At 71.8% G+C, this 14952-nt stretch carries 16 protein-coding genes; 10 read left to right on the plus strand and 6 right to left on the minus strand.

The window, feature by feature from the left end:
• Positions 1-58: 58 nt before the first annotated feature.
• Positions 59-745, minus strand: a complete 687-nt coding sequence (locus QSJ97_RS00515; protein ID WP_285669514.1) for a response regulator transcription factor — start codon at positions 743-745, stop codon at positions 59-61.
• A gap of 252 nt (positions 746-997) precedes the next feature.
• Here QSJ97_RS00515 and ribA point away from each other — a divergent pair, with 252 nt between their 5' ends.
• From ribA to QSJ97_RS00530, 3 genes are all read left to right on the plus strand, one after another.
• A complete protein-coding gene (gene ribA / locus QSJ97_RS00520; protein WP_285669515.1) occupies positions 998-2101 on the plus strand; it encodes a GTP cyclohydrolase II in 1104 nt (367 codons plus the stop codon).
• A 583-nt stretch (positions 2102-2684) separates the two neighbouring features.
• On the plus strand, positions 2685-3176 hold the full coding sequence (gene infC / locus QSJ97_RS00525) for a translation initiation factor IF-3 (protein ID WP_285669516.1): 492 nt from the start codon (positions 2685-2687) through the stop codon (positions 3174-3176).
• Positions 3173-3832 (plus strand): DUF938 domain-containing protein, encoded by a 660-nt coding sequence (locus QSJ97_RS00530; RefSeq protein WP_285669517.1) that lies wholly within the window; start codon positions 3173-3175, stop codon positions 3830-3832. The genes infC and QSJ97_RS00530 overlap by 4 nt, the downstream gene beginning before the upstream one ends.
• A 139-nt stretch (positions 3833-3971) precedes the next feature.
• On the opposite strand, the gene QSJ97_RS00535 is transcribed toward QSJ97_RS00530, so the two are convergent.
• Positions 3972-4418, minus strand: coding sequence for a DUF4399 domain-containing protein (locus QSJ97_RS00535; protein ID WP_285669518.1), 447 nt, complete (start codon positions 4416-4418; stop codon positions 3972-3974).
• Positions 4419-4541: 123 nt separating this feature from the next.
• Here QSJ97_RS00535 and QSJ97_RS00540 point away from each other — a divergent pair, with 123 nt between their 5' ends.
• From QSJ97_RS00540 to QSJ97_RS00570, 7 genes are read left to right on the plus strand one after another with little or no spacing between them, the layout of a single operon-like run.
• The gene (locus tag QSJ97_RS00540) at positions 4542-4898 is read left to right on the plus strand and encodes an SH3-like domain-containing protein (RefSeq protein WP_285669519.1); all 357 of its coding nucleotides are present in this window, start codon (positions 4542-4544) and stop codon (positions 4896-4898) included.
• Complete coding sequence (locus QSJ97_RS00545; RefSeq protein ID WP_285669520.1) at positions 4895-5422, plus strand: cupin domain-containing protein; 528 nt, start codon at positions 4895-4897, stop codon at positions 5420-5422. The genes QSJ97_RS00540 and QSJ97_RS00545 overlap by 4 nt, the downstream gene beginning before the upstream one ends.
• Positions 5419-5772, plus strand: a complete 354-nt coding sequence (locus tag QSJ97_RS00550; protein ID WP_285669521.1) for an SH3-like domain-containing protein — start codon at positions 5419-5421, stop codon at positions 5770-5772. The genes QSJ97_RS00545 and QSJ97_RS00550 overlap by 4 nt, the downstream gene beginning before the upstream one ends.
• On the plus strand, positions 5762-6430 hold the full coding sequence (gene nthA / locus QSJ97_RS00555; protein WP_285669522.1) for a nitrile hydratase subunit alpha: 669 nt from the start codon (positions 5762-5764) through the stop codon (positions 6428-6430). Before QSJ97_RS00550 ends, nthA begins: the two co-directional genes overlap by 11 nt.
• Positions 6427-7335 (plus strand): DMT family transporter, encoded by a 909-nt coding sequence (locus QSJ97_RS00560; RefSeq protein WP_285669523.1) that lies wholly within the window; start codon positions 6427-6429, stop codon positions 7333-7335. The genes nthA and QSJ97_RS00560 overlap by 4 nt, the downstream gene beginning before the upstream one ends.
• Positions 7336-7368: 33 nt before the next feature.
• Positions 7369-8766 (plus strand): MATE family efflux transporter, encoded by a 1398-nt coding sequence (locus QSJ97_RS00565; protein ID WP_285669524.1) that lies wholly within the window; start codon positions 7369-7371, stop codon positions 8764-8766.
• Positions 8763-9806 (plus strand): lysophospholipid acyltransferase family protein, encoded by a 1044-nt coding sequence (locus QSJ97_RS00570; RefSeq protein ID WP_285669525.1) that lies wholly within the window; start codon positions 8763-8765, stop codon positions 9804-9806. The genes QSJ97_RS00565 and QSJ97_RS00570 overlap by 4 nt, the downstream gene beginning before the upstream one ends.
• An 8-nt stretch (positions 9807-9814) precedes the next feature.
• On the opposite strand, the gene QSJ97_RS00575 is transcribed toward QSJ97_RS00570, so the two are convergent.
• From QSJ97_RS00575 to QSJ97_RS00590, 4 genes are all read right to left on the minus strand, one after another.
• Positions 9815-10564, minus strand: coding sequence for a DUF1223 domain-containing protein (locus tag QSJ97_RS00575; protein ID WP_285669526.1), 750 nt, complete (start codon positions 10562-10564; stop codon positions 9815-9817).
• Between the two features lie 136 nt (positions 10565-10700).
• Positions 10701-10973 carry an usg protein gene (locus QSJ97_RS00580; protein ID WP_285669527.1) on the minus strand — a complete coding sequence of 91 codons (273 nt, stop codon included), beginning with the start codon at positions 10971-10973 and terminating at the stop codon, positions 10701-10703.
• Between the two features lie 532 nt (positions 10974-11505).
• A complete protein-coding gene (acnA, locus tag QSJ97_RS00585) occupies positions 11506-14256 on the minus strand; it encodes an aconitate hydratase AcnA (protein WP_285669528.1) in 2751 nt (916 codons plus the stop codon).
• A gap of 190 nt (positions 14257-14446) precedes the next feature.
• Positions 14447-14926 (minus strand): VPLPA-CTERM sorting domain-containing protein, encoded by a 480-nt coding sequence (locus tag QSJ97_RS00590; protein ID WP_285669529.1) that lies wholly within the window; start codon positions 14924-14926, stop codon positions 14447-14449.
• Positions 14927-14952 lie beyond the last annotated feature (26 nt).

Genomic DNA, 14952 nt, shown 5'->3' on the forward strand with positions numbered 1-14952 from the left:
TCCGGTTCCGGGGGCCTTCAAGGGAGATGCAATCACATTCCGGGCCGCCCCCGCCGGCTCAGAGACCGAGCCGGTAGCCGCCGGTTTCGGTCACCAGGATGCGCGCATTCGCCGGTTCCGGCTCGATCTTCTGGCGCAGGCGATAGATATGCGTCTCCAGCGTGTGGGTCGTCACCTCGGCATTGTAGCCCCAGACCTCGCGCAGCAGCGTGTCGCGCTCCACCATCCGGCCGCCGGCGCGGTAGAGGAACTTGAGGATGTTGGTCTCCTTCTCGGTCAGGCGGATCTTCTTCTCCGCCTCGTCGACCAGCAGCTTCTGGCTCGGGTGGAAGGCGTAGGGGCCGATCTGGAACACCGCGTCCTCCGACTGCTCGTGCTGGCGCAGCTGCGCCCGGATCCGCGCCAGCAGCACCGGGAACTTGAACGGCTTGGCCATGTAGTCGTTGGCGCCGCTGTCGAGCCCGAGGATGGTGTCGCTGTCGGAGGTATGGCCGGTGAGCATGATCACCGGGCATTTCACGCCCTGCCGGCGCATCAGGCGGCAGACCTCGCGGCCGTCCATGTCCGGCAGGCCGACATCGAGGATCACGAGATCGTGCATCTCGCCCCTGGCGCGGTCGAGCCCCGCCTGGCCGGTCTCGGCCTCGAAGACGTCGAATTCCTCCATGAGCATGAGTTGCTCGGCAAGCGCCTCGCGCAGATCGGCGTCGTCGTCCACCAGGAGTATCTTTCGCGTGACCGGCATTCGGGTCCTCCCTTGCTGTCGCGGGTCGTCTTTCGTTGCTCCGGCGTGGCCGGGGCGGCGCCCGGAGCACTGCCACGAGATGGGCGCGCGCCGCCTGACGTGAAGGCAATGTGTCAGCCGCTCACCGGCTCGTGTAGCGGGCGGCGTCTCGCCGCGGCCAGATGTAATATTGTAACATTGGCGCCGGCCGCGGCGGGCGTCTATATGGCAGGAGAAGCGGGACAGGGACCGGCAGCGGTCGAGGAGGCGGTGATGGCGCTGGGCCTGAGCGTCGAGGAAATCGTGAGCCGCGCGCGCGCGGATCTGCGGATCGGGGCGCCGATCGCGCTGACCGGGGCGTCCGGCGGCGCGCTGGTGCTGGCGGCCGAGACCGTGACCGACCGGCGGCTGGCCGAGCTGCGCGCGCTGGCGCCCGATGCGCTCGACCTCGCGATCTCGCATCGCCGCGCCGAGACGCTGCGCGCGCGCGCCTATGACGGGGCGCTGGCGCGGGTGGCGCTCGGCCCGCTCGACGACGCCCGGTTCATCCGCGCCACCGCCGATCCGAGCCTCGACCTCGCCACCCCGCTGAAGGGCCCCTACCGCACCCGGCGCGAGGGCACCGCGGAGCTGCATGCGCTGGCGCTGCTGCTCGCCAAGCAGGCGCGGATCCTGCCGGCGGCGGTGGTCGCCACATGGTCCGACCCGGCGCGCCCGGCGGCGATCGCGGCCGAGGCGGGGCTGACCCGGCTCTCCGAGCTGGTCGTGCACCGGGCGGCGGATGCCGCCATCGCCATGCGGCCGGTCTCCGCCGCAAGGGTGCCGACGCGCTTTGCCGAGGCCGGGCGCTGCCACGTGTTCCGCCCGGACGACGGCGCCGAGGAGCACTATGCCATCGAGGTCGGCACGCCGAAGCGCTCCGGGCCGGTGCTGGCGCGGCTGCATTCGGCCTGCTTCACCGGCGACGTGATGGGCTCGCTGAAATGCGACTGCGGCCCGCAGCTGCACGCGGCGATGGAGCAGATCGCGGCGGAGGGCGCCGGGGTGCTGCTCTACATGAACCAGGAGGGCCGTGGCATCGGGCTCGCCAACAAGATGCGCGCCTACCAGTTGCAGGACGAGGGCTTCGACACGGTGGAGGCGAATCACCGCCTCGGCTTCGAGGACGACGAGCGCGACTTCCGCCTCGGCGCCGAGATCCTGAAGGCGATGGGCTTCTCCGGCGTGCGGCTGATGACCAACAACCCCGCCAAGGTGGCGATGATGGAGGCCAGCGGCGTGCATGTGGCCGAGCGGGTGCCGCTGAAGGTCGGCGAGGGCGAGCACAACCGCGCCTATCTGGCGACCAAGGCGGCGAAATCCGGCCATCTGCTCTGAGCGGGCGGCCCGCTCTCCGGCACGGCGGCGGCGGCCCGGGCGCCGTGCCGGCCGCGAGGCCCGCGCGCTGCCGCCCGGTCCCGCCGCGGCCCGCTCGCGCGGCGGCAAGGGCCGGAGCCGCCGTGTCAGCCGCGCAGCCGCACCGAACGCCGAGCGGTGCCGACATCAGCCCCGGCCGCGCGGTGCCAGGCGGGTCGTGGCAGCGCAGCATGCCGGCGCCGCCTCCCCAGCTCCGGGCGCCGTGCCGGCTGTCGCGGACGGCCGGCGCGGCTGTCGGGCGCGGCGGGCGCGCGCCGCCATCCGCAGCGCGGCGCCGCGCCCCGCGGAGCATGCCGGAGACCGCCTCGCCGCGACCGCGCCGCGGGGCCGGGGCGACCGGCGCGGCACGATCCCGCGCCGAAGCCGCCGCTTGGCACCTTTCCGCCGCGCCATGTTTTCGCTATATTGGGGTTGCTGATCGGATCGGGGGGCGCCCTGATACCGATCATTTTGCATATTGCCGCGCAAGCGGTGCCACAGAAGGAGGTTACCCATAGCCAGACGTCCGCACAATGCCCCGCCGACGCGCGATACCGGTCCTCGTGTGAACCGGGCGGTTCGCGCGCAGCAGATCCGCCTGATCGACGAGAACGGCGACAATGTCGGGGTCGTGACCCCGCTCGAGGCCATGGACATGGCAGCGGAGGCCGGGCTTGATCTCGTGGAGATCTCGCCGAACGCCAACCCGCCCGTCTGCAAGATCATGGATTTCGGCAAGTTCAAGTACGAAACGCAAAAGAAGGCTGCCGAGGCCAAGAAGAAACAGAAGGTCACCGAGATCAAGGAGGTCAAGTTCCGGCCCAACATCGACACGCACGACTATGACGTGAAGATGCGCTCGGTGTCCAAGTTCCTCGGCGAGGGCGACAAGGTGAAGGTGACGCTGCGGTTCCGCGGGCGCGAGATGGCGCACCAGGAACTCGGGCGGACGCTGCTGCAGCGGGTCGCCGGCGACATCGAGGAGATGGGCAAGGTCGAATCGGTGCCCAAGATGGAGGGCCGGCAGATGACCATGGTCATCGCCCCCGCCAAATGACCGCATCGCCGCCCGTCGGGCCGCCCCGCTCCAATCCGCGGAGCGTCGAGGCGGGCGAGGGGCGGCTCTCCGCCCCGGCGGCGGAGCGCAACATGGCCCCGGTCCGCGCCGCGCTGGCCCCGCTGCTGGCGGGGCTTTCGGGTACCGTGCTCGAGGTCGGCTCCGGCACCGGCCAGCACGCGGCCGACTGGGCCGCCGCCTTCCCCGGGCTCGACTGGCAGCCCTCCGATCCCGATCCGCTGCATCTGGCGAGCATCGCGGCCTGGCGCGCGGGCGCCGGGCTGGCCAATCTGCGCGCGCCGCTGGCCCTCGACGTCACCGCCGGCTGGCCGGAGACCGGGCCGCTCGCCGGCGTGATCTGCCTCAACGTGATCCATATCGCGCCCTGGCCGGTGGCCGAGGCGCTGGTCGCCGGCGCCGGTGCCCGGGTGGTGCCCGGCGGGCGGCTGATCCTCTACGGCCCGTTCCGCGAGGCCGGCCGGCACACCGCCCCCTCGAACGAGAGCTTCGACGCCTCGCTGCGCGCCCGCGACCCGCGCTGGGGCGTGCGCGACCTCGAGGCGGTGGCGGCGCTCGCCGCGGCGGCGGGCTTCGGAGCGCCGGACATCACCCGGATGCCGGCCAACAACCTGATCGCCGCGTTCCGCCGCGGCTGAGCCCGCGCCCCGGCCCGGCCGCGCACGAGACGCGCCGCCGCCCTGCTCCGGGCCGTCCCGACGCCGGAGCGGCGCGGGGTGGGCGGGCGGGAACGCGCCGCTGCGGCGTCGGGACGGCCCGGAGCCCGGAACCCGGAGCCTATTCCACCGTCACCGTGATCCGCTCCGACATCACCGGCGGGTCGTGCGGGATATGGCTCCAGTCGCCGAGCACGAGCTGCAGCGTGTGGCTGCCCGGCGGCAGTTCCAGCGTCACCTCGGTTTGCCCGCCGCCGAAATGGCGGTGATTCTCGTCCGACGGGATCGGCTCGTCGAGCTCCTCGCCCTCGATCGCCTCGTCGATGATGAGGTGGTGGTGCCCGGTATGCTCCTTCTCGGTGCCGGCGGGGGCCACGCCCATGCCGGAGAGCCCGAAGCGGATGGTGACCGGGTTCTGCACGGTATCGCCATCGGCGAGGCCGATGAAATAGAGCGACGCGCCCTCGGGAGCAGGCGTCTCGCCGGCCGCGGCGGGCCCGGAGGCGAACGGGACGGCCAGCGCGGCGGCGGCGAGAACGGCGGCGGTGATGCGGGAAAGTCTCAGCATGATCGGAACCTCCCTGTTGGCGCCTTCTGGCGCGGCTCCGCAACGAACATAGCGGCTATGCGCCCGCGTTCAAACGGGCTTTGGCCGCTTGCGGGGCGGCGGCCGCGCCGCTAGCGTCGGGTCATGTCACATGACCACGACGAGACCGGCCGGCGCTGGCACGACATGGGCGGCGCGGCGGCCGCAGGCCCGGCACCCGGGCCGGAGCACGACTACGCGCTCTGGGAGAAGCGGGTCGATGCGCTGATGGTGCTCGCCTCGGCGAAGGGCCATTTCACGGTGGACGGGCTGCGCCGGGCGCTCGAGGACATGGGTCCCGACGCCTTCGAGCGCCTGAGCTACTACGAGCGCTGGATCGCGGCGATCACGCAGAACCTCGTGGAGGCCGGCGTCTTCACCGTCGAGGAGCTGAACGCCCGCATGGCCGAGGTCGCGGCGCGCGGCGAGACCTATGGCGCGGCACAGGGAGACGGCGCATGAGCGCCCCGGCGACGCAGCGCCATGTCTGGCCGGCCGCGGAGCTGGAGACCCGCGGCTTCCGCTTCGGCCACCCGCTCGACGCGGAGGCGGAGGCGGAGATCGTCAGCCTCGCCCGCCTGACCGGGCTTGCCCGCACCGGGGTCAACCTGGTGCGCGTGGCGCCCGGGCGCCGGGCCTTCCCGACCCATCGCCACCACCGCGAGGAGGAATGGGTCTACGTGCTCTCCGGCACCGCGGAGATCCGCATCGGCGCGGCGCTGCACCGGCTCGGACCGGGCGGCTTCGCGGCCTTTCCCGCCGGCGGCGAGGCGCATTCGGTGCGCAACCCGGGCGATGCCGAGCCGCTGCTCTGCCTGATGGGCGGCGAGACCACCGAGACGGAGGCGGTCGACTTCCCGGACCAGGGCAAGCGGGTGATCCGCAGCGCCGGCGGCGCGCGCATCATGCCGCTCGAGGACGCGCCCTTCGACTTCTTCTCGCGCACCCCGCTGCCGGCAGGCGCCGCCGGGGAGGCGGGAGAATGACGCTGCCCGAGGTCACGCCGCCGGGTTTCCCGCCGCCCTATCCGGCGGGTGCGGCGCGCTTTGCCCCCGGCGCCGCGGTCCGCGTGCGGCCGGGCGACGCGCCGGGGCATCTGCGCACGCCCTGGTATCTGCGCGGGCGCGCCGGCCGCATCGAGCGGATCTGCGGCGCCTTCGCCAACCCCGAGGAACTGGCCTATCACCGCGACGGGCAGCCGCCGCGGGTGCTCTACCGGGTGCGCTTCACCATGGCCGAGCTCTGGGGGCCGGGCGCCGAGCAGCCCGCCGACACCCTCGATGCCGAGATCTTCGAACACTGGCTCGAGCCCATGGAGACCGGCGATGCCGCATGACCACCACGATCATGACCACGGGCACGGGCACGGGCCGCTGAGCCCCTCGGGCCATCCCTATCGCAGGGACGACGACGTGCCGCTGACCTACTGGCAGCGCATGGAGATCGCGGTGCGCGAGCTGCTGATCGAGAAGGGCGTCGCGACGGCAGAGGAGATCGCCGCGCAGATCGAGCGGATGGATGCCCGCAGCCCGGCCCTCGGCGCCCGCGTGGTGGCCCGCGCCTGGGCCGATCCCGGCTTCCGCGCCCGGCTGCTGGCCGACGGCTCCGCCGCCTGCCGCGAGATGGGCATCGAGGTGGATGCGCTGAAGCTGGTGGTGGTCGAGAACACCGCCGAGGCCCACAACATGGTGGTCTGCACGCTCTGCTCCTGCTACCCGCGCAACCTGCTCGGCCTGCCGCCGGACTGGTACAAGTCGCGCGCCTACCGCGCGCGCACGGTGAAGGAGCCGCGGGCGGTGCTGGCCGAGTTCGGCGTCACCCTGCCCGAGGGCATGGCGGTGCGCGTGCATGATTCGACCGCCGACATGCGCTATCTCGTGCTGCCGGCCCGCCCCGCCGGCACCGAGGGGCTCGACGAGGCGGCGCTGGCGGCGCTCGTCACCCGCGACGCGATGATCGGCACCGGCCTGCCCAAGACCCCGGACGCCCCATGATCGCACGGCTGCGCGCCGGGGCGGACGCCCTGGCCCCCGAGACCCGCGGCGCGCTCGGCATCGTCACCGCGATGTTCCTGTTCATCTGCATGGACACCATGGCGAAGTACCTGTCCGGGCACATGCCGCCGATGCAGGTGGTCTGGGCGCGCTATACCGGGCAGACGCTGCTGCTGGTGGCGATCTTCCTGCCGCGGCTCGGCCAGGTTCTGCGCACCTCCAACATCCGGATCCAGCTGCTGCGCTCGGTGCTGCTCTTCGCCGCCACCTCGCTGTTCTTCACCGGGCTCAGCGTGCTGCCGCTGGCGGAGGCCAACGCGCTGATGGAGATGGCGCCGCTGCTGATCACCATCCTCGCGGCGCTGGTGCTGCGCGAGCAGGTCGGGCCGCGGCGCTGGGCCGGCGTGGTGGTCGGGCTGATCGGCGCGCTGATCATCCTGCGCCCGGGGCTCGGGGTGTTCCAGCCGGCGTCGCTCCTGGTGGTGATGGCGGCCTGCTGCCTCGCCGGCTTCCAGGTGGCGACGCGGGCGATGTCGGGCAGCGACAGCATCTGGACGACGATGCTCTACACCACCCTGATCGGCAGCATCGCGGCGAGCCTGGCCATGCCGTTCGTCTGGGAGACCCCGGAGACCCGCTTCCTGCCCTTCCTGCTGGTGATCGGCTGCATCGGCTTCGTCGGCCATCTCTGCCTGGTCTGGGCGCTGTCGCAGGCGCCGGCCTCGCTGCTGGCGCCGTTCAGCTACACGCAGATGGTCTGGGCGATCGCGCTCGGCTGGATCGTGTTCGGCGAGTTCCCGGACACCGCGACGCTGGTCGGCGCCGGCGTGATCATTTGCGCCGGGCTCTATGTCTGGCATAGGGAGAGGATCCGCAAGGTGCCCAGCGCGCGCCCCGCCCGCTGAGCCCTCCCCCGCAGCCTGCCGCCGAGCCCTTCCATGCCACCGCCCACGACCCCCCGGGATGTCAGCGCCGAGACCCCCTTCGCCGCCCGCCTGGCCTGGCATCTGGGCGACCTGATGCGGCTGGCCTGGCCGGTGATGCTGTCGCGCGCCGGGATCCTGGTGATGGCCTTCGCCGACATCGCCATGCTCGGGCGCTATGCCCCCGGCGCGGTCGGCATCGCCAATCTCGGGCTCGCGGTGTTCATCCCGATGCTGGTGATGGCGATCGGGCTCTGCACCGGGCTGGTGGCGGTGGTGGCGCGGGCGCATGGCGCCGGCGACATGCGCGAGGCCGGCCATGCCTGGTGCCGCGCGATGGTCTGGGGCGGGGTGATCTCGCTGCTGGCGGCCTGGGTGGTCTGGCACAGCGAGACGATCCTGTCCGCCTTCGGGCAGGAGCCGCGGCTGGCGGCGGAGGGCGGCGCGGTGGCGCGCGCGCTGGCGCCGGGGCTCTGCGCGCAGGTCGTCTTCGCGATCTCGGCCTTCTATCTCGAGGGCACGCGGCGGCCGCATTTCGCGCTCGGCGTGATGGTCGGGGCGAACCTGATCAACGCCTTCCTCAACTGGGTGCTGATCTGGGGCCATCTCGGCATGCCGGAGCTCGGCCCGGTGGGCGCGGCCTGGGCCTCCACCGCGGCGCGCGTCGCCGCCGCCGGCGCGATGGTCGGCTTCATCCTGCTGCAGCGCCACGCCCATGCCCGCGGCGTGCGCGGGCCGTGGGACACCGTCTGGGGCCCGGGCGGCTGGCGCGCCGGCGCGACGATGCGCAAGCTCGGGCTCTCCGCCGGCATCGGCAACGGGCTCGAGACCATGGGCTTCGCGGCGATGACCTTCCTCGCCGGGCAGATCTCGCTCGCCGCGCTCGACGCCTATTCGATCTCGCACAACCTGGTCTCGATGCTGTTCATGGTCGGGCTCGGGCTCAGCATCGCCACCGGGGTGCGGGTCGGCCACGAGGTCGGCCGCGGGCGCCTGGCGGAGGCGGCCTTCGCCGGCTGGGCCGGCTTCGGCGCCACCGTGGCGGTGATGGGCACGCTCGGCCTCGCGGTCTGGTTCTGGCGGCACGAGATCGCCCCGGTCTATACCGACGATCCGGCCCTGCAGGCGCGCGCGGCGGGGCTGTTCGTGTTCTCCGCCCTGGTCTTCGTGCCGGATGCCTGCCAGGTGGTGCTCGGCCAGGCGGTGCGGGCGCTCGGCGATGCCTGGGTGGCGATCGCGGTCTACGGGCTCGCCTTCGTGGTGGTGCTGATGCCGCTCGGCTGGGCGATGGTTGAGATCTTCGGCACCGACGAGCGCGGCCTCGTGCAGGCGATCATCCTGAGCTGCCTGGTGGCCACGGTGCTGCTGGCGGCGCGGTTCCGCGCGCTCACCAGGGGCTGGCGGCGGACATGAGCGGCAACGGCAAGCAGGGCGGCAAGCACAGCAGCAAGCGGGGCGGCAACGGCAACGGCAATGGCGGGCCGACGCGGCGCGGCCCCGGCGGCCGGCGCCCGCGGCGCGCCTCGCAGACGGCGGCGGGGGAGACCGGGCGGGTCGCCTATGTGCATGCCCGCGACCGCTTCTCGGTGCGTGCCGGGGAGTGGGTGCTGTTCTCCCTGGCGCTGGGGCTGCGCTGGGTCACCTGGCCGATCGGCACCTGGACGCTGTCCAACCTGCTCGCCCCGCTCGGCGGCTGGGTGGCGCTGCTGGTGCCGGGCTTCCGGCGCCGCGCCGAGGACAACCTCGCCCATGTCTGGCCGGAGCGCAGCGCCGCCGAGCGCCGCGCGATCCTGCGCGATGCCGGGCGCAGCTTCATGCGCCTGATGCTGGAATACGGGCGGCTCGACCGGCTGGTCGGCACCGCCGAGATCGAGGTCGAGGGGATCGCGCATCTGCGCGAGACGCTGGCATCCGGGCGCGGCGCGGTGCTGGTGACCGCGCATTACGGCAACTGGGAGGCGGTGCGCATCGCCGCCCGCCGCGCCGGGCACGACTGCGGCATCATCTACCGCGCCTTCAACAACCGCTATCTCGACCGGTTCACCATGGGGCTGATCCCGCTCGCCGGGGAGCCGGTGCTGCAGAAGGGCCCGGCCGGGCTGCGCGAGCTGATCGCGCATCTGAAGCGCGGCGGCGCGGTGATGATCCTCGTCGACCAGCGCAATTCCGGGGCGCCCTTCATCGACTTCCTCGGCCAGCCGGCGGAGACCATGACCACGGCCGCCGAGCTGGCGCGGCGCACCGGCGCGGCGCTGATCCCGGCGGTGGGGCGGCGCGAGGTGGCGGCGCGGCGCTTCCGGGCGGTGTTCGAGCCGCCGGTGGCGGCGGCCCGCCCGCAGGACGCGATGGCCGAGGTCAACCGCCGCATCGGCGCCTGGGTCGAGGCCGAGCCGGGGCAGTGGTTCTGGTTCCACCGGCGCTGGCGCTCGACCCGGCGCTCGCGGCGCGACTGAGACCCGGCTCAGCTCTCGTATTTCGCGACGCAGAGGATCGCCCCCGGCCCCGCGCGCTGCAGCCAGACCGCGACGCCCTGCCCCGCCGGCGGCATCGGCACCGTCACCTCCTCGGCGCTGGCGCCGTCCCAGTCGAGCAGGGCGCGCAGCTCGCGGACGATGTTGTGATAGGTGATCCGCTTGCCGCCGTTCTCGCCCCGGCCGATATCGACCTCGCGCGAGCGGTCGTAGACCGCGAGCCAGAGCCGCGCCGGGCCGGCATTGCCGCCGCCCGGGGCGGGTTCGAGCCGGGCGGTGAGCCCGCCCCCGGCCCGGCCCGGCTCGAGCGCCAGCTCGGCCGGCATCGCCGCCGCCTGCGCTGCCTGCGCCGCCTCGATCAGCCCGGCGACCTCCGCCTCGTGGCTGCCCACGGCATGGCTGCGGCCCTGCACGATCACCTGCGGCGTGTAGACCATGCGCGCCCTGAGCGCCGTGCGATAGGCAAACTGGCGCTCGGTGTGGTCGGGCCGGGCGAAGGTGTCGCGCCAGCCGAGATAGTCCCAGTAGTCGACATGGAAGGCGAGCGCGACGAGATCCTCGCGCGCCGCCATCCGGCCGAGCGCGGCATCGGCCGGTGGGCAGGAATTGCAGCCCTGGCTGGTATAGAGCTCGACCATCACGGGCGGGCGCTCGCCGGCAGCAGCGGGGGCGGCAACGGCGGCGGCACCGAGAAGGGCGGCGACGAGGAGCGCCGCGATGCGGGAGGGCAACTGGATCATGGCGCCGAGAGTGCCGTGCCTCGGCCCGCGGCACAACTCAAAGCCCCGTGACGTGGAAAGCCCCGCGACGTGGCCGGCACAGCCGTGCACGGAACGGTGTCCGTTGCGCGGATGTGCCGGCGGGGGGTGCTCCGGTCTAGTTGAGCCTCAGTTCATGGCCGCCATAGCGGAATTCCTGCGGCCGCACGAGGGAGGAATGGCAGAGCGTCACGGTGTGGATCGGCCCTTCCAGCTCGCGGTCCCAGAATGCGAGGAATGCCTTCAGGCGCGGAAATTTCGGGGCGAGATCGTAGTCCTGCCAGACATAGGTCTGGAGCAGCTCGCGTGCATCCGGCATGCGGTAGAGGATCTCGGCGGTGGCCAGCGAGTAGCCCCGCAGCTTCAGCTCAAGCTCTGTCGGTCCTTTCATGGTCTCGATTGCCTCAGTGGTCGTCCTTCGCGCCCCGGCCGCGGCGTGCGTTGCGGCACGGCCCCGCGGGAAGCGGTCCGATGAGTGTGACAGAAATCCGTCAAGGATGTGTAGACTGGAAAATTCGTCGCATATGAGTACACTTCGCGCCGCAGCATCCGCCGGCCACGGTGTGGCGGGGGCGCGGCGGGGGCCTGGCTGGCGCGGCCGGCCGCTGCCGCAGGAAAGTTCGGGCGGGAGGTTCGGAGCGGCCCTGCGCCGCGAACCTCCGCAACGGCGCGGGCCCGGCGGAACTTCCCGGCGGCAGGTTCGGACCGAACCTCCGGGCGCGGGGTTCGGGCGGAACAAGGGTTCCGAGCGGCCGGAAACCGCCCGCCAGACCTGCGCCGCCAGGCCGGCGCTTCGCGCCGCGACCGGCGGCGGGCGCTGCCTCCGGCGACCGGGGCGCAGCGGTTTCAGGAAGGAGACAGGGCCCACAAACGCGAACGGCCCCGCAATGCGGGGCCGCTGCGTTTCGGTGGCGGGCCTGCGATCAGGCGGCGCGGGCGAGGTTGCGCAGCACGTAGTGCAGCACGCCGCCGTTCTCGACATAGGTCTTCTCGACCTCGGTATCGATCCGGCAGAGCAGCTCGATCTCCTTCGAGGTGCCGTCGGCATAGCCGATCGTGCAGCGCACCTTCTGGCGCGGGGTGAGATCGCCCGAGAGGCCCTCGACGCTGATCGTCTCGTCGCCGGTGAGGCCGAGCGAGGCGCGCGTCTCGCCGCCGGTGAACTCGAGCGGGATCACCCCCATGCCCACCAGGTTGGAGCGGTGGATGCGCTCGAAGCTCTCGGCGATCACCGCGCGGATGCCGAGCAGCGCGGTGCCCTTGGCGGCCCAGTCGCGCGAGGAGCCGGTGCCGTATTCGCGGCCCGCCACCACCACCAGCGGCACGCCCTGCGCCTTGTAGGCCATGGCGGCGTCGTAGATCGCCATCTCCGAGCCGTCCGGCCCCTTGGTGTAGCCGCCCTCGACGCCGTCGAGCATCTCGTTGCGGATGCGGATGTTGGCGAAGGTGCCGCGCATCATCACCTGGTGGTTGCCGCGGCGCGAGCCGTAGGAGTTGAACTCCCGCGCCGGCACCTGGTGCTCCACGAGGTAGCGCCCGGCCGGGGTGCTGTCCTTGAACGAGCCGGCCGGCGAGATGTGGTCGGTGGTCACCGAATCGCCGAGGATCGCGAGGATGCGGGCGCCGGTCACGTCGTCGATGGTGCCGGGCTCGTGGCCCATGCCCTCGAAATAGGGCGGGTTCTGCACATAGGTGCTGGTGCCCGGCCAGTCATAGGTGAGGCTCTCGGTGGTCTCGATCGCCGCCCAGCGCTCGTCGCCCTTGAAGACATCGGCATACTTCGAGCGGAAGGCCTCGCGGGTCACGGTCTGCTCGACCAGCTCGGCGACCTCTTTGGCGGTCGGCCAGATGTCCTTCAGGTAGACGTCGTTGCCGTCCTTGTCCTTGGCGATCGGCTCGCGCGTGAGATCGACGCTCATGTCGCCGGCGATGGCATAGGCGACGCAGAGCGGCGGCGAGGCGAGGTAGTTCGCCCGCACGTCGGGGTTCACCCGGCCCTCGAAGTTGCGGTTGCCCGAGAGCACCGAGCAGGCCACCAGGTCGCCGGTGTTCACCGCCTTGGAGATCTCCTCCGGCAGCGGGCCCGAGTTGCCGATGCAGGTGGTGCAGCCATAGCCCACCAGGTTGAAGCCGAGGGCGTCGAGATCGTCCTGCAGCCCGGCCTTCTCGAGATAGTCCGAGACCACCTGCGAGCCCGGCGCCAGCGAGGTCTTGACCCAGGGCTTGCGCTTCAGGCCGAGGGCGTTGGCCTTCTTGGCGACGAGGCCGGCGGCCATCATCACATAGGGGTTCGAGGTGTTGGTGCAGGAGGTGATCGCGGCGATCACCACCGAGCCGTCGCGGACCTCGTAATCCGCGCCCTCGACCAGGGCCGACTTGCGCGGGTCCACGGCGCCGCCCGGCGCCGGGCCCTCGGCCGCCATGTCCTGCGCGTCGCGCGAGATGTCGATGCCGCGATAGTCCGCCACCACGTTGCGGAACTTGGCCGCCGCCTCGGAGAGCCGCACCCGGTCCTGTGGCCGCTTCGGCCCGGCCAGCGAGGGCTCGACCTCGCCCATGTCGAGGCTCAGCGTATCGGTGTAGATCGGCGCGTAATCGGCCCCGCGCCAGAAGCCGTTGGCCTTGGCATAGGCCTCGACGAGGGCGATCCGGTCCTCCTCGCGGCCGGAGACGCGCAGATAGCGCAGCGTCTCGTCATCGACCGGGAAGAAGCCGCAGGTCGCGCCGTATTCCGGCGCCATGTTGCCGATCGTCGCGCGGTCGGCCAGCGGCAGGTGGTCGAGCCCCGAGCCGTAGAACTCGACGAACTTGCCGACCACGCCCTTGGCGCGCAGCATCTGGGTGACGGTGAGCACGAGATCGGTCGCGGTCACGCCTTCCTTCAGCGCGCCGGTCAGCTCGAAGCCGATCACCTCGGGGATCAGCATCGAGACCGGCTGGCCGAGCATCGCCGCCTCGGCCTCGATGCCGCCGACGCCCCAGCCCAGCACGCCCATGCCGTTGACCATGGTGGTGTGGCTGTCGGTGCCGACGAGGGTGTCGGGATAGGCCACCTGCTTGCCGTCCTGGTCCTTGTCGGTCCAGACCGTCTGGGAAAGGTATTCGAGGTTGACCTGGTGGCAGATGCCGGTGCCCGGCGGCACCACGCGGAAGTTCTCGAAGGCCTTCTGGCCCCATTTCAGGAACTCGTAGCGCTCCTGGTTGCGCTGGTACTCGCGCTCGACATTGAGCTGGAAGGCGCGCGGGTTGCCGAACTCGTCGACCATCACCGAGTGGTCGATCACCAGGTCGACCGGGTTCAGCGGGTTGATCTTCTCCGGGTCGCCGCCGAGGGCGATGATCGCGTCGCGCATCGCGGCGAGGTCGACCACCGCCGGCACGCCGGTGAAGTCCTGCAGCAGCACGCGGGCCGGGCGATAGGCGATCTCGCGGGTGTTCCTGCCGCCGGCCCTGCCCCACTCGCCGAAGGCGCGGATGTCGTCCTGCGTGACCGTGAGCCCGTCCTCGAAGCGCAGCATGTTCTCCAGCAGCACCTTCAGCACCGCCGGCAGGCGGGAGAATTCGCCGAGCCCGGCCTCCTCGGCCGCGGCGATCGAGTAGTAGGCGACGGTGGCGCCACCGGCGGAGAGCTCACGGCGGGTCTGGCTGCTGTCGTGTCCGACGGTTATGGTCATGGCGGCGTCTCCTGAGTAGCGTGGGGTTGCGCGAAGGCTAGGCCAAATCTCTCCATGCCACGAGCGCACGAAGCGTCGCGGAAAGATTTTCTAAAGGGGTATTAAGTTTTTCTTCCCGCGCCGTGCAAGGGACGCGTGGTCGCATGGGATGGGGCCGGGCGGGGGCCCCGTGCGGGAGCCTGCGCGGCGCTCAGACCCGCGGTGCGGTGCGACGGAGGAACGCCAGCGCGCCGAGGCCGGTCAGCAGGAGCAGGGCGGGGGCCGGCAGCGGCACATCCGCGTCTCCGGCACCGGAATAGGTGAGCGTGAAATTACCCGAAGCGGATCCGAAGCCATGCACGAGGATCCAGTATTCCTTGCCGGCCGCCGATGAAAAATCGACGCTGGACTGCAGCCCGCAGTGATCATCGTTGCCACCCTCCGCGGTCAGGCCGGAGAGACTCCCCATATAGTCGGAATAGACGCTGATCTTCGAATCGTAGGTCGTGCCCGTGCAGGTATCCAGCGTGATGACATCGCCGGTGCCAAACAGGCCGTACCAGACGCCGGGGGCTGTGACCGAGGTCCCGGAGAGCGGCGCACCGCTGTCGACTGTCGCGCCGCTCGTGGTGCCAGCGATCGAGCCGGGGCCGGGGCCGACGAAGATCGCGTCAACGATCAGATCGTTCACTGGCATGGCCCATGCGCCGGTCGACA

Source organism: Paralimibaculum aggregatum (assembly GCF_030270585.1).
Lineage (GTDB): Bacteria > Pseudomonadota > Alphaproteobacteria > Rhodobacterales > Rhodobacteraceae > Thermohalobaculum > Thermohalobaculum aggregatum.

Bases quoted from the DNA above. Each gene is read 5' to 3' on its own strand.
- QSJ97_RS00575 (WP_285669526.1), bottom strand. From the start codon at position 10,564: ATGATCCAGTTGCCCTCCCGCATCGCGGCGCTCCTCGTCGCCGCCCTT.
- acnA (WP_285669528.1), bottom strand. From the start codon at position 14,256: ATGACCATAACCGTCGGACACGACAGCAGCCAGACCCGCCGTGAGCTC.
- QSJ97_RS00515 (WP_285669514.1), bottom strand. From the start codon at position 745: ATGCCGGTCACGCGAAAGATACTCCTGGTGGACGACGACGCCGATCTG.
- QSJ97_RS00550 (WP_285669521.1), top strand. From the start codon at position 5,419: ATGACGCTGCCCGAGGTCACGCCGCCGGGTTTCCCGCCGCCCTATCCG.
- QSJ97_RS00545 (WP_285669520.1), top strand. From the start codon at position 4,895: ATGAGCGCCCCGGCGACGCAGCGCCATGTCTGGCCGGCCGCGGAGCTG.
- QSJ97_RS00570 (WP_285669525.1), top strand. From the start codon at position 8,763: ATGAGCGGCAACGGCAAGCAGGGCGGCAAGCACAGCAGCAAGCGGGGC.
- nthA (WP_285669522.1), top strand. From the start codon at position 5,762: ATGCCGCATGACCACCACGATCATGACCACGGGCACGGGCACGGGCCG.
- QSJ97_RS00540 (WP_285669519.1), top strand. From the start codon at position 4,542: ATGTCACATGACCACGACGAGACCGGCCGGCGCTGGCACGACATGGGC.
- QSJ97_RS00580 (WP_285669527.1), bottom strand. From the start codon at position 10,973: ATGAAAGGACCGACAGAGCTTGAGCTGAAGCTGCGGGGCTACTCGCTG.
- QSJ97_RS00530 (WP_285669517.1), top strand. From the start codon at position 3,173: ATGACCGCATCGCCGCCCGTCGGGCCGCCCCGCTCCAATCCGCGGAGC.
- QSJ97_RS00560 (WP_285669523.1), top strand. From the start codon at position 6,427: ATGATCGCACGGCTGCGCGCCGGGGCGGACGCCCTGGCCCCCGAGACC.
- ribA (WP_285669515.1), top strand. From the start codon at position 998: ATGGCGCTGGGCCTGAGCGTCGAGGAAATCGTGAGCCGCGCGCGCGCG.
- QSJ97_RS00565 (WP_285669524.1), top strand. From the start codon at position 7,369: ATGCCACCGCCCACGACCCCCCGGGATGTCAGCGCCGAGACCCCCTTC.
- QSJ97_RS00535 (WP_285669518.1), bottom strand. From the start codon at position 4,418: ATGCTGAGACTTTCCCGCATCACCGCCGCCGTTCTCGCCGCCGCCGCG.